This window comes from Serratia sp. 22264 (assembly GCF_052045345.1).
In the GTDB taxonomy this organism is placed as follows: Bacteria; Pseudomonadota; Gammaproteobacteria; order Enterobacterales; family Enterobacteriaceae; genus Serratia; species Serratia plymuthica.
The window spans coordinates 415,629-428,416 of record NZ_JBQEOY010000003.1 but is presented as its reverse complement, the minus strand read 5'-3'; the positions used below and the strand labels follow the sequence as shown (position 1 = coordinate 428,416).

Genomic DNA, 12,788 nt, shown 5'->3' with positions numbered 1-12,788 from the left:
TGCAGGGGGCTACGATGTTCGCTTTAACCCAATGCCGGATTTTCACCGGCCACGACGTGCTTGACGACCATGCGGTAATCATCGCTGATGGACTGATTGAACGAGTCTGTCCGCTGGCTGAACTGCCGGCCGGCATGGAAACGCGCGATCTGGGTGGCGCTATCCTGGCCCCCGGTTTGATCGACGTGCAGCTTAACGGCTGTGGCGGCGTACAATTTAACGATTCGCTGGAGGCCATTTCGGAAGAGACGCTGGAGATCATGCAGCGCGCCAACGAAAAATCCGGTTGCACCAGCTATCTGCCGACGCTGATCACCAGCAGCGACGAGTTTATGAAGCACAGCATCGATGTGATGCGCACTTATCTGAAAAAACACCCGAATCAGGCGCTTGGCCTGCATCTGGAAGGGCCGTATCTTAGCCCGCTGAAAAAAGGCACCCACAACCCGGCGTTTATCCGCAAACCGACCAGCGAGATGATCGACTATCTGTGCGCCAACGCCGATGTGATCACCAAAGTCACGCTGGCACCGGAGATGGTGGAGCCGCACTTTATCAAACAGCTGACCGCGGCGGGCATCGTGGTCTCCGCCGGCCACTCGAACGCCACCTACGATCAGGCCCGCACCGGCTTTGCCGCCGGCGTCACCTTCGCGACCCATCTGTATAACGCCATGCCGTATATCACCGGGCGCGAACCTGGGTTGATGGGGGCGATTTTCGATACGCCTGAAGTGTATACCGGCATCATTGCCGACGGCCATCACGTGGCCTGGGCGAGTATCCGTAACGCCAAGCGCATGAAAGGTGATAAATTGGTGCTGGTCACCGATGCCACCGCCCCGGCGGGCGCAGAGATTGACCAATTTATTTTTGCCGGTAAAACAATATACTATCGCGACGGGCTGTGCGTGGATGAGAACGGCACCCTGAGCGGCTCTGCGCTGACCATGATCGACGCGGTGAAAAATAGCGTAGAGCACGTCGGCATTGCGCTGGACGAAGCGCTGCGGATGGCGACCTTGTATCCGGCGCGCGCCATCGGCGTAGACCACCTGTTAGGCACAATCGAAGCCGGCAAGGTGGCAAACCTGACCGCATTTACCCGTGATTTTAATATCACCAAAACGCTCGTTAACGGTAACGAGGTTTAACTTAATGAACAGCGAGTAAAATTATTGATGAGTACTGGCGGACAGGCACAAATAGGGAACGTTGACTTAGTCAAGCAACTCAACGGCGCAGCGGTGTACCGCCTGATCGACCAGCAGGGTCCGATCTCGCGCATTCAGATAGCCGAACTCAGCCAGCTAGCGCCCGCCAGTGTCACAAAAATTACTCGCCAGCTGTTGGAGCGCGGGCTGATCAAAGAAGTCGATCAGCAAGCCTCCACCGGCGGCCGTCGCGCCATTTCCATTGTCTCCGAAACCCGGCACTTCCACACCGTGGCGGTGCGTCTTGGGCGTCACGACGCCACCATCACCCTGTACGACATGAGCGGAAAATCGCTCGGTGAAGAACACTACCCGCTGCCGGAACGTACGCAAGAGACGCTGGAAAATGCGCTGTTCAACGCCATTGCGCAGTTTATCGAAAGCTACCAGCGCAAGCTGCGCGAACTGATCGCCATCGCGGTGATCCTGCCGGGTCTGGTTGATCCGGCGCTGGGCGTGGTGCGCTACATGCCGCACATCAGCGTCAACCACTGGCCGTTGGTAGATAACCTGCAGCAACGTTTCAACGTCACCAGCTTTGTCGGCCACGATATCCGCAGCCTGGCGCTGGCGGAGCATTACTTTGGCGCCACCCGTGACTGCGAAGACTCTATTCTGGTCCGTCTGCACCGGGGTACCGGTGCCGGTATTATCGTCAATGGCCAGATTTTCCTGGGCAATAACGGCAACGTCGGCGAAATCGGCCACATTCAGATCGATCCCTTGGGCGAACGCTGCCACTGCGGCAACTTCGGCTGCCTGGAAACCGTGGCCGCCAACGCCGCGATTGAACACCGCGTGCGCCATTTGCTGACTCAGGGTTATCCAAGCAAGCTGACGCTCGACGATTGCAGCATCGCCGCCATCTGCAAAGCCGCCAACCGTGGCGATCTGCTGGCCAGCGAAGTGATCGAGCACGTTGGCCGTTACCTCGGCAAAGCGGTGGCTATCGCCATTAACCTGTTTAATCCGCAAAAAGTGGTGATCGCCGGGGAAATTACCGAAGCCGAAAAAGTGTTGCTGCCGGCGATCCAAAGCTGCATCAATACTCAGGTACTGAAGGACTTCCGCAGAAATCTGCCGGTGGTCACTTCCGAACTCAATCATCGCTCGGCGATCGGCGCTTTCGCCCTGGCCAAGCGGGCGATGCTCAACGGCGTGCTATTGCAGCGATTGCTGGAAAGTTGAGCCGCCGCTTCAGGCAGGTGTGCATCTTCGCGTTTTTGCCTGCCGTAAATCATGAGAAACAGCAACGATGACAATCAAGAACGTTATATGTGATATCGACGGCGTGCTGCTGCATGACAACACGCCGGTTCCCGGCGCCGATCTTTTCCTGGCGCGCATTCAGGAACAGGGCATGCCGCTGGTGGTGCTGACCAACTACCCGTCGCAGACCGCGCAGGATCTGGCGAATCGCTTTGCCGCCGCCGGGCTGGAAGTGCCTGAGAGCGCGTTTTATACCTCCGCGATGGCCACCGCCGATTTTCTGCGCCGCCAGGAAGGCAAAAAAGCCTACGTGGTCGGTGAAGGCGCGTTGATTCACGAACTATATAAGGCCGGTTTTACCATTACCGACATCAACCCGGACTTCGTGATTGTCGGCGAAACCCGTTCCTACAACTGGGATATGATGCACAAGGCCGCCTACTTCGTGAACAACGGCGCTCGCTTTATCGCCACCAACCCGGATAGCCATGGTCATGGCTTCACGCCGGCCTGTGGTGCGCTGTGCGCGCCTATCGAAAAGATCACCGGCCGCAAGCCGTTTTACGTCGGCAAGCCGAGCCCGTGGATCATTCGCGCTGCGCTGAACAAGATGCAGGCACACTCGGAAGAAACGGTGATCGTGGGCGACAACCTGCGCACCGATATTCTGGCGGGCTTCCAGGCGGGTCTGGAAACCGTGCTGGTGCTGTCCGGCGTCTCGACGCTTAACGATGTCGAAACCATGCCGTTCCGTCCAAGCTATATTTTCCCCTCCGTAGCCGACATCACTATTTTTTAATTCCTGCGGCGGCCTCAATGGCCGCCTCTGCCCCGTTATCTCAATAATAAAACCTTCGCCAGCGTGAATTTAATTTATTCATGGGCGCAAAAGGTTTCAGCCTGCCCTCGTTAAAAATCCGCACTATGTATTTACACCCCGCCAATCACTGAATTGCCGGCGAGTGAAAATACCCTTACTCAAAAAGATAACGAGGCCACCATGAGCACGAATAATATTATCAACGTACAAGCCGCAGACGCTGCTGCCGCGATGCCAGACCTGACCGGTAAAAAAATCCTGATGGGTTTTTGGCATAACTGGCTCGCCGGCGCCAGCGATGGTTACAAGCAAGGCAAATTCGTCAATATGGATCTGACCGATATTCCGCCTGAATATAATGTGGTGGCGGTCGCCTTTATGAAAGGCGAAGGCATTCCTACCTTCAAACCTTACAACCTGTCCGACGCCGAGTTCCGCCGCCAGGTTGGCGTGCTGAACAGTCAGGGCCGGGCGGTGCTGATTTCACTGGGCGGCGCAGACGCGCACATCGAGTTGAAAACCGGCGATGAAGATAAGCTGAAAGATGAAATTATTCGTCTGGTAGAAACCTATGGCTTTGATGGCCTGGATATTGATCTGGAACAAGCGGCGATTGGCGCAGCCAATAATAAAACCGTATTGCCCGCCGCGCTGAAAAAAGTTAAGGATTATTATGCCGCACAAGGCAAAAAATTCATTATCAGCATGGCGCCTGAATTCCCTTATTTGCGTACCAACGGCAGCTATCTGGATTATATTACCGCACTCGAAGGCTATTATGACTTTATCGCGCCGCAGTTCTATAACCAGGGTGGCGATGGCATTTGGGTTGACGAACTCAATGCCTGGATCACCCAGGTCGACGATGCCAAAAAAGAAGAGTTTCTTTATTACCTGACCGAAAGCCTGGTTACCGGCACCCGCGGTTACACCAAGATCCCGGCGGCCAAGTTTGTGATCGGCCTGCCAAGCAACGTGGACGCAGCAGGAAGCGGCTATGTGATCAATCCGCAGGCGGTGTTCAACGCTTTCAAACGTCTGGATGCCAAAGGGCTGTCGATCAAGGGGCTGATGACCTGGTCGATCAACTGGGACAACGGCAAAAGCAGCGCCGGCGTTGCCTATAACTGGGAGTTCAAAACGCGCTATGCGCCGTTGATCCAGGGTGGCGTCACCCCGCCGCAGCCGGGAAAGCCTGATGCGCCCACGGCGCTGACAGCCTCAGAACTGGCGACTACCTCGCTGACACTGAGCTGGCGCGCCGCAACCGGCCCCGCGCCGATCGCCAGTTACAGCGTTTACCGCAACGGCAACGCCATCGGCCAGACCGGCGGCCTTTCGCTGCAGGACAGCGGTCTGACCCCATCCACTCAATACAGCTATTTTGTCACCGCAACCGACAACCAGGGAAATACCTCGCTGCCAAGCAGCGCGCTGGCGGTGAAAACCGCAGACGGCGGTACTCCGCCTGAACCGGGTGTAACCGAGTGGCAGAGCAATCACACCTACAAGGCGGGCGATGTCGTGACCTATAAAGGCAAAAAATACACCTGCCTCCAGGCACACACCTCGAATCCCGGTTGGACGCCGGATGCAGCCTTCACCCTGTGGCAGTTGACCGCCTGATAGTCGGCAACGAGTCGCCGGTAAAATTGGCCGGCGACTCGCTCATCCACCTAAAAATTGAATATCCTCTAATTAAAAACGATAAAAACTGAATATCCGCTAAAAATCGACACCCCCCAAACAACTATTTTTCTGCGTAACGCTAAAACACTTGCATCCCCTGCCGGTTTTGACGCATTTTCATAAACACAACGCAGCAAAACCGCGTCATCGCTGATGAACCGGCCGCGCCGCCCATAACAGCAAATCAACATCACAGTCTAAAAAAGTCGTTAGGAGAGTCGTTATATGTGTTCTATTTTCGGTGTGCTCGATCTGAAGTCCGATCCCGTTGAACTGCGTAAGAAAGCGCTGGAGCTGTCTCGTCTGATGCGCCACCGCGGCCCGGACTGGTCCGGCGTTTACGCCAGCGATAAAGCCATTCTGGTGCATGAGCGCCTGTCGATTGTCGACGTCAACAATGGCGCCCAACCGCTGTACAACGCTGCGCACACCCACGTTTTGGCCGTAAACGGTGAGATCTATAACCACCAGGCTCTGCGTCAAGAACTGGGCGAACGCTACGAGTTCCAGACCGCATCCGACTGTGAAGTGATCCTGGCGCTGTATCAGGAGAAAGGCATCGACTTCCTCGACGACTTGCAGGGCATGTTCGCCTTCGCCCTTTATGATTCAGAGAAAGACGCTTACCTGATTGGCCGCGATCACCTGGGCATTATCCCGCTCTACATGGGCCATGACGAATTCGGCAACCTGTATGTCGCCTCCGAAATGAAAGCGCTGGTGCCGGTCTGTCGCACTATCAAAGAATTCCCGGCGGGCAGCTATCTGTGGAGCCAGGACGGCGAGATCCGCGAATATTACCAGCGCGACTGGTTCGATTACGACAATGTCAAAGACAACGTGACCGATGCCAACGCACTGCGCAACGCGCTGGAAGACTCGGTGAAAAGCCACCTGATGTCCGACGTGCCGTACGGTGTACTGCTGTCTGGCGGCCTGGATTCTTCCGTAATCTCCGCCATTACCAAAAAATACGCCGCACGCCGTGTGGAAGACCAAGAGCGCAGCGAAGCCTGGTGGCCACAGCTGCACTCCTTTGCCGTCGGCCTGGAAGGTTCACCGGATCTGCGCGCCGCGCAGGAAGTGGCCAACCATTTGGGCACCGTGCACCATGAAATTCATTTCACCGTGCAGGAAGGCCTGGACGCCATCCGCGACGTGATTTATCACATCGAAACCTACGACGTCACTACCATTCGCGCCTCCACGCCAATGTACCTGATGTCGCGTAAAATCAAAGCGATGGGCATCAAGATGGTGCTGTCCGGCGAGGGTGCGGACGAAGTGTTCGGCGGTTATCTGTACTTCCATAAGGCACCGGATGCGCGTGAGTTCCACGACGAGACCGTGCGTAAACTGCTGGCGCTGCATATGTTTGACTGCGCACGCGCCAACAAGGCGATGTCCGCCTGGGGCGTGGAAGCCCGCGTCCCCTTCCTGGATAAAAAATTCCTCGACGTGGCGATGCGCATCAACCCGAAAGATAAAATGTGCGGCAACGGCAAAATGGAAAAACACATCCTGCGCGAGTGTTTTGAATCCTATCTGCCGGCCAGCGTGGCCTGGCGCCAGAAAGAGCAGTTCTCCGACGGCGTGGGCTACAGCTGGATCGACACGCTGAAAGAAGTCGCTGCGAAGCAAATCAGCGATCAACAGCTCGAAACCGCACGTTTCCGTTTCCCGTACAACACGCCGAGCTCAAAAGAAGGCTACCTGTATCGCGAAATCTTCGAAGAGCTGTTCCCACTGCCAAGCGCGGCCGAATGCGTACCTGGCGGCCCGTCAGTGGCTTGTTCTTCAGCGAAAGCCATCGAATGGGATGAATCCTTCAAAAAGATGGACGATCCTTCTGGCCGTGCCGTTGGCGTCCACCAATCCGCCTACAAGTAATAACGCGGGTTTTATATCCAGGGCGGGCCTCATGGCCCGCTTTTTTATTGATGTTTTCAACCATTAATCACCTGAATTGATGCTTTTATCACCATACTGTTCACAACCCAGACAAACAACACATCCAGCCGCTTTTTCGGGAAAAAACTTGTTGACGCAAAACGGCCATATACGCATAATGCGCCCCGCAACGCCGATGAAGGTTGCGCGAAAAAAGATGGCTACGTAGCTCAGCTGGTTAGAGCACATCACTCATAATGATGGGGTCACAGGTTCAAATCCCGTCGTAGCCACCATCTTTTTGCGGGAGTGGCGAAATTGGTAGACGCACTAGATTTAGGTTCTAGCGCCGCAAGGTGTGCGAGTTCAAGTCTCGCCTCCCGCACCATTTCTTTTCATCGTCGAGCAGGCAGCAGGTGGGGTATCGCCAAGCGGTAAGGCACCGGTTTTTGATACCGGCATTCCCTGGTTCGAATCCAGGTACCCCAGCCATCTTTTTTAGGATGGGGATGCTGCAAAAAAGGTTTACGTGTTGATGGGGTATCGCCAAGCGGTAAGGCACTGGTTTTTGATACCAGCATTCCCTGGTTCGAATCCAGGTACCCCAGCCATACCAACACTGTTGACTTTTAAGGTAAAATATCGAAAAATGGCTACGTAGCTCAGCTGGTTAGAGCACATCACTCATAATGATGGGGTCACAGGTTCAAATCCCGTCGTAGCCACCATATTTTACTGTTATACCATTGGGGTGTCGCCAAGCGGTAAGGCTCTGGTTTCTGATACCAGCATACCCAGGTTCGAATCCTGGCACCCCAGCCACATTTAGAAAAGCCCGCTTCGGCGGGCTTTTTGCTATTCTGCGTTCGTGAAGTCTCGTTAAAGCGGGCGCAACCTGCTGCGCCCGTACCAGGAAAACACCACCTCGACTACAGCCCCAGTGCGTATTTCAGCGCATGCTCCTTCAGCTTGCCTGCCCGCTGGGCCGCCATCAGCGCAATATTGCGCGCTACGTTCAGCGGCGCCAAATTATTGCTGAACGCGGTATAAAACAGATCCATGCCACTTTGCATCAACAGATTGTCGGTGCGACGACGGCGCTGGTAGCGCATCAGCACCGCTTCACTGCTCCAGTCCTCGCCCTGCTCCCGGGCGTCACTCAGTACCGCCAGCAACGCTTCCACATCGCGATAGCCCAGGTTCACCCCCTGCCCCGCTAACGGGTTGATGGTGTGAGCTGCATCACCGAGCAACGCCAGCCCCGGCAGGACATAACGTTGTGCGTGGCGGCGCGCCAGCGGGAAAGCCCCGGCGGCATGCACTTTTACCGCTCCCAGGCGCACCGGAAATGCTTCAGCAATTTCCCTCTCAAGCTGCGCCGGCGGCATCGCCTGCAACTGGCGGATGCGTTGCGGGCTGTCATACCACACCAGTGAAGCCCATTGGTCATACAGGGGCAGGAAAGCGCGCGGCCCGGAAGGGAAAAACTGCTGCCAGGTCACATCCTGTTGCGGCGCGCCGGTATCGACGGTGATCAACATGCAGGATTGACGATATTGCCAACCGCTGGTGCCGATGGCCGCCAGATTACGTACCTGCGAATTCGCACCGTCTGCCCCCACCACCAGCCGCGCCTGCAGCTTCTCAGAAGAGTCCAGCTCCAATTGCCAGCGGTCACCTTCCCGTTGCAGCGAACGCAGCCTGGCGGGGCAACAGAGCGTCAAATTGTCGCACTGCTCCATTTGCTGCCACAGCGCCAATTGCAAAATCCGATTCTCCACCATAAAGCCCAGCTCAGGCAGCCCCAGAGAAGCCGCGTCAAACGCTACGCGTGAAGACGCCCATTCCCAGGTTTCCAACCGGCGATACGGCGCCACACGCATGCCCGCTACCGCTTTCCAGACGTCAAGCTGCTTGAGCAACCCGACCGAAGTGCAGCCGATGGCTGAAATACGCAGATCCGGCGGGCTTTGGGCATCGAACGCCTGCGGCGGCTGATGTTCCAGCAATGCCACCGACCAACCGGCCTGCGCCAACCCCAGCGCCGCCGCCGCGCCGACCATCCCGCCGCCTACCACTACGGCGTCATACCTTTTTTGAGATGTGTTCATTTTGGCCATGTTTTCTTAGTGAATTATCGCCATCCCAACGGGCACGGCGTTTGGCATCAGTGTACCGGATTTTTAATTGCGCATCAGGTCGCATACCGTTTTCCCCGCGCTGGTCACAACGGCGCCAAATGATTACAATACGCCCCCTGCATGTCGCGTATCGCAACTTTCGCTCCGCACTGAGTAATGGCAAGTCAATGACCAAAAAACTGCATATCAAAACCTGGGGCTGCCAGATGAATGAATATGATTCATCAAAAATGGCGGACTTACTGGGAAGCACACACGGGTTCGAATGGACCGACAACGCTGAAGAAGCGGATGTACTGCTGCTGAATACCTGCTCAATCCGTGAAAAAGCGCAGGAAAAAGTTTTCGCCATGTTAGGGCGCTGGAAACTGCTGAAAGAAAAGAACCCGGCGTTGATCATCGGCGTTGGCGGCTGCGTGGCTTCTCAGGAAGGCGAACACATTCGCAGCCGCGCACCTTGCGTCGACGTTGTGTTTGGCCCGCAGACCTTGCACCGCCTGCCGGAAATGATCAACCACGTGCGCGGCACCCGCAGCCCAATCGTCGACATCAGCTTCCCGGAGATCGAGAAGTTCGACCGCCTGCCGGAACCGCGCGCCGAGGGCCCAACCGCCTTTGTCTCCATAATGGAAGGCTGCAACAAATACTGTACTTTCTGCGTGGTGCCTTACACCCGCGGCGAAGAAGTGAGTCGCCCAAGCGATGACGTGCTGTTCGAGATCGCCCAACTGGCGGCGCAAGGCGTGCGTGAAGTGAACCTGCTCGGCCAGAACGTCAACGCCTACGACGGCGGCATCTGTTCGTTTGCCGAGCTGCTGCGTTTGGTGGCAGCGATTGATGGCATCGACCGCATCCGTTTCACCACCAGCCATCCGATTGAATTCACCGACGACATCATCGCGGTGTATCAAGACACGCCTGAACTGGTCAGTTTCCTGCATCTCCCGGTACAGAGCGGCTCCGATCGCATTCTGACCATGATGAAACGCGCGCACACCGCATTGGAATACAAAGCGATCATTCGCAAGCTGCGCAAGGCGCGGCCGAACATACAGCTAAGCTCTGACTTTATCATCGGCTTCCCGGGGGAAACCCAGGCCGACTTCGAACAGACCATGAACCTGGTCGCAGAGATTAACTTCGACGCCAGCTTCAGTTTTATCTATTCGTCACGCCCGGGCACCCCGGCGGCCGATATGGTGGACGACGTCAGCGAAGACGAAAAGAAACAGCGCCTGTACATCCTGCAGGATCGCATCAACCAGCAGGTGTTGCAGTTCAGCCGCCGCATGCTCGGTACCGTGCAGCGTATTCTGGTTGAGGGCACCTCGCGCAAAAGCGTGATGGAGCTGGCCGGTCGCACCGAATGCAACCGTATGGTGAACTTTGAAGGCACACCGGATATGATCGGCCAATTCGTTGATGTGGAAATCACCGAGGTAATGACCAACACACTGCGTGGCGCAGTGGTGCGTACCGAGCAGCAGATGGATCTGCGCGTACATGAATCCCCGCAATCGGTGATCGCCCGTACCCGCAAAGAAAATGCGCTGGGTGTCGGCACTTACCAGCCCTGACGCCATTTCCGCATTGCCGTAAGCCGTAAGCCGTCGCGCCCGTCGCCACGTTAACGTTTATCCTTATTATTTCTCCGCCGGGCGCTTGCGTCCGGTGATGTTCTTTTTTGTTTTTTATTATATAGAGGCGACATAGCATGCAACTCCCACACTGCCCGAAGTGCAACTCCGAATACACCTATCAGGACAATGCGATGTTTATCTGCCCTGAATGCGCCCATGAGTGGAGCGACAGCGCGCCGGCAGAGGACAGCGATGCGCTGATCGTCAAAGACGCCAACGGCAATCTGCTGGCCGACGGCGATGCCGTGACCGTAGTGAAAGATCTGAAGGTCAAAGGCAGTTCCTCGATGCTGAAGATTGGCACCAAGGTGAAGAACATTCGTCTGGTGGAAGGCGACCACAACATTGACTGTAAAATCGATGGTTTTGGCCCGATGAAGCTGAAATCCGAATTCGTGAAAAAGAACTGATCCCCACACAATTACGCGGCTGTTTTTGCCGCGTTTTTTCCTCTCCCGGCCCTTGAATTACGCCGCCGGCGCACAGATAGATCACGGGTAAACTTGCGCCGGTGCGGCGCACCATGAATAATTCAAGGTAGAAACATCAGGGTTTGCCCTGAATGCGCGTACCGAAAATCAACCAGGCCCGATGTGAGCCTTGAGGAATAGTTTGAACGTCGCAACACAAGAAATTTTGTTAGAGCCGGCAGACAATAAGCGATTGCTCAGCCTGTGCGGCCCATTTGATGACAATATCAAACAGATCGAACGCCGGTTGGGGATCGAGATCAACCGCCGTGACAACCGTTTTAAGCTGGTTGGCAAAAACCCGTGCGTGGTTGCCGCCGCCGATATCTTGCGCCACCTGTACGTGGACACCGCACCCATTCGCGGCGTGATCCCGGATATCGACCCGGAACAGATCCATCTGGCGATCAAAGAAAGCCGGGTGCTTGAGCAGGTAGCCGACAGCGTGCCGGATTACGGCAAAGCGGTGACCATCAAAACCAAGCGCGGCATGGTGAAACCGCGCACGCCCAATCAGGCGCAGTACATCGCCAATATTCTCGATCACGACATCACCTTCGGCATTGGGCCGGCGGGTACCGGGAAAACCTATCTGGCCGTCGCCGCTGCGGTAGATGCCCTGGAACGCCAGGAGATTCGCCGCATTCTGCTGACGCGCCCGGCGGTTGAAGCCGGTGAAAAACTGGGCTTCCTGCCGGGGGATCTGAGCCAGAAGGTCGATCCTTACCTGCGCCCGCTGTACGACGCCCTGTTCGAAATGCTGGGCTTCGAGCGCGTGGAGAAGCTGATCGAACGCAACGTGATTGAGGTCGCGCCGCTGGCCTATATGCGCGGCCGCACCCTGAACGACGCATTCATCATTCTCGATGAGAGCCAAAACACCACCATCGAACAGATGAAGATGTTCCTGACGCGCATCGGCTTCAACTCGAAGGCGGTGATCACCGGCGACGTTACGCAGATTGACCTGCCGCGCAACCAGAAATCCGGCCTTCGCCATGCGATAGAAGTCCTGTCGGATGTCGAAGAACTGAGCTTCAACTTCTTCCACAGCGAAGACGTGGTGCGCCACCCGGTGGTAGCCCGCGTGGTTATCGCCTATGAAGCCTGGGAAGCCGCCGAACAAAAACGCAAAGACGCGATTGCCGAACAACGTAAGCACGAGGCCATCATCGCCTCCGGGCAGGAGACACTATGAGCCAAGTGATTTTGGATCTGCAGATTGCCTGTGCAGACAGCAACGGCCTGCCGGACGAAGCCACCTTCCAGCGCTGGCTGGAAGGCGTGCTGCCGCAGTTTCAGGAAGAAGCCGAGGTCACCATTCGCCTGGTGGACGAAGCCGAAAGCAACGAACTGAACCTGACCTACCGCGGGAAGGACAAACCGACCAACGTGCTGTCCTTCCCGTTCGAAGCCCCACCGGGCATCGAGCTGCCGCTGCTCGGCGATCTGATCATCTGCCGTCAGGTCGTTGAACAGGAAGCGGTTGAGCAAGACAAGGCGCTGGAGGCCCACTGGGCGCATATGGTTGTCCATGGCAGCCTTCATCTGCTAGGGTATGACCACATCGAAGACGATGAAGCCGAAGAAATGGAGTCTTTGGAAACCGAAATCATGCACGGCCTGGGCTATCCGGACCCGTACCTGGCGGAAAAAGACCCCCTCTGACGTCAGCTGATTCCCCGCAGCCCCTGTAAGGGGCTGTCGCTGACGCC

Annotated in this window: 10 protein-coding genes and 6 tRNA genes; 15 read left to right on the top strand and 1 reads right to left on the bottom strand. The window is 56.3% G+C overall.

All coding sequences use genetic code 11. The features are described 5' to 3' along the window. Positions 1 to 14: 14 nt before the first annotated feature. The 11 genes from nagA (at position 15) to ACTJJ1_RS15410 (ending at position 7,644) form a co-directional block, all read left to right on the top strand. Positions 15 to 1,154 carry an N-acetylglucosamine-6-phosphate deacetylase gene (gene nagA / locus ACTJJ1_RS15460; RefSeq protein ID WP_006324088.1) on the top strand — a complete coding sequence of 380 codons (1,140 nt, stop codon included), beginning with the start codon at positions 15 to 17 and terminating at the stop codon, positions 1,152 to 1,154. Between the two features lie 27 nt (positions 1,155 to 1,181). After that, positions 1,182 to 2,402, top strand: a complete 1,221-nt coding sequence (nagC, locus tag ACTJJ1_RS15455; protein ID WP_004949658.1) for a DNA-binding transcriptional regulator NagC — start codon at positions 1,182 to 1,184, stop codon at positions 2,400 to 2,402. Positions 2,403 to 2,469: 67 nt separating this feature from the next. Further along, positions 2,470 to 3,222, top strand: a complete 753-nt coding sequence (locus ACTJJ1_RS15450) for an HAD-IIA family hydrolase (RefSeq protein WP_004949656.1) — start codon at positions 2,470 to 2,472, stop codon at positions 3,220 to 3,222. 201 nt (positions 3,223 to 3,423) lie between these two features. Further along, positions 3,424 to 4,869: a carbohydrate-binding protein gene (locus ACTJJ1_RS15445; RefSeq protein ID WP_122289284.1), complete on the top strand. Its 1,446-nt coding sequence runs from the start codon at positions 3,424 to 3,426 to the stop codon at positions 4,867 to 4,869. A 288-nt stretch (positions 4,870 to 5,157) separates the two neighbouring features. Further along, positions 5,158 to 6,822 carry an asparagine synthase B gene (gene asnB / locus ACTJJ1_RS15440; RefSeq protein ID WP_004949649.1) on the top strand — a complete coding sequence of 555 codons (1,665 nt, stop codon included), beginning with the start codon at positions 5,158 to 5,160 and terminating at the stop codon, positions 6,820 to 6,822. Between the two features lie 219 nt (positions 6,823 to 7,041). Beyond that, positions 7,042 to 7,118: transfer RNA gene (locus ACTJJ1_RS15435), tRNA-Met, on the top strand. Positions 7,119 to 7,125: 7 nt separating this feature from the next. After that, positions 7,126 to 7,210: transfer RNA gene (locus ACTJJ1_RS15430), tRNA-Leu, on the top strand. A gap of 29 nt (positions 7,211 to 7,239) precedes the next feature. After that, a tRNA-Gln gene (locus ACTJJ1_RS15425) sits at positions 7,240 to 7,314 on the top strand. Between the two features lie 44 nt (positions 7,315 to 7,358). Further along, positions 7,359 to 7,433, top strand: a tRNA-Gln gene (locus tag ACTJJ1_RS15420). 40 nt (positions 7,434 to 7,473) lie between these two features. Continuing rightward, positions 7,474 to 7,550 (top strand) — tRNA-Met (locus ACTJJ1_RS15415). A 19-nt stretch (positions 7,551 to 7,569) separates the two neighbouring features. After that, positions 7,570 to 7,644: transfer RNA gene (locus ACTJJ1_RS15410), tRNA-Gln, on the top strand. 107 nt (positions 7,645 to 7,751) lie between these two features. Here ACTJJ1_RS15410 and ubiF read toward each other — a convergent pair. Then, entirely contained in the window at positions 7,752 to 8,933 is a 1,182-nt protein-coding gene (ubiF, locus tag ACTJJ1_RS15405; RefSeq protein WP_037430392.1) for a 3-demethoxyubiquinol 3-hydroxylase, read from the bottom strand. A 197-nt stretch (positions 8,934 to 9,130) separates the two neighbouring features. Between ubiF and miaB the strand changes: the two genes are divergently transcribed. The 4 genes from miaB (at position 9,131) to ybeY (ending at position 12,741) form a co-directional block, all read left to right on the top strand. Beyond that, positions 9,131 to 10,540 (top strand): tRNA (N6-isopentenyl adenosine(37)-C2)-methylthiotransferase MiaB, encoded by a 1,410-nt coding sequence (miaB, locus tag ACTJJ1_RS15400; protein WP_440834347.1) that lies wholly within the window; start codon positions 9,131 to 9,133, stop codon positions 10,538 to 10,540. A 137-nt stretch (positions 10,541 to 10,677) separates the two neighbouring features. Next, positions 10,678 to 11,013: a zinc ribbon domain-containing protein YjdM gene (locus tag ACTJJ1_RS15395; RefSeq protein ID WP_004949642.1), complete on the top strand. Its 336-nt coding sequence runs from the start codon at positions 10,678 to 10,680 to the stop codon at positions 11,011 to 11,013. A gap of 202 nt (positions 11,014 to 11,215) precedes the next feature. Continuing rightward, on the top strand, positions 11,216 to 12,271 hold the full coding sequence (locus tag ACTJJ1_RS15390; RefSeq protein WP_004949638.1) for a PhoH family protein: 1,056 nt from the start codon (positions 11,216 to 11,218) through the stop codon (positions 12,269 to 12,271). Beyond that, complete coding sequence (gene ybeY, locus ACTJJ1_RS15385) at positions 12,268 to 12,741, top strand: rRNA maturation RNase YbeY (protein WP_004949634.1); 474 nt, start codon at positions 12,268 to 12,270, stop codon at positions 12,739 to 12,741. Before ACTJJ1_RS15390 ends, ybeY begins: the two co-directional genes overlap by 4 nt. Positions 12,742 to 12,788: the final 47 nt, after the last annotated feature.

What these genes read in the sequence shown, in the direction of transcription:
- nagA (WP_006324088.1), top strand. Translation starts at nt 15, where the DNA reads ATGTTCGCTTTAACCCAATGCCGGATTTTCACCGGCCACGACGTGCTT.
- nagC (WP_004949658.1), top strand. Translation starts at nt 1,182, where the DNA reads ATGAGTACTGGCGGACAGGCACAAATAGGGAACGTTGACTTAGTCAAG.
- ACTJJ1_RS15450 (WP_004949656.1), top strand. Translation starts at nt 2,470, where the DNA reads ATGACAATCAAGAACGTTATATGTGATATCGACGGCGTGCTGCTGCAT.
- ACTJJ1_RS15445 (WP_122289284.1), top strand. Translation starts at nt 3,424, where the DNA reads ATGAGCACGAATAATATTATCAACGTACAAGCCGCAGACGCTGCTGCC.
- asnB (WP_004949649.1), top strand. Translation starts at nt 5,158, where the DNA reads ATGTGTTCTATTTTCGGTGTGCTCGATCTGAAGTCCGATCCCGTTGAA.
- ubiF (WP_037430392.1), bottom strand. Translation starts at nt 8,933, where the DNA reads ATGAACACATCTCAAAAAAGGTATGACGCCGTAGTGGTAGGCGGCGGG.
- miaB (WP_440834347.1), top strand. Translation starts at nt 9,131, where the DNA reads ATGACCAAAAAACTGCATATCAAAACCTGGGGCTGCCAGATGAATGAA.
- ACTJJ1_RS15395 (WP_004949642.1), top strand. Translation starts at nt 10,678, where the DNA reads ATGCAACTCCCACACTGCCCGAAGTGCAACTCCGAATACACCTATCAG.
- ybeY (WP_004949634.1), top strand. Translation starts at nt 12,268, where the DNA reads ATGAGCCAAGTGATTTTGGATCTGCAGATTGCCTGTGCAGACAGCAAC.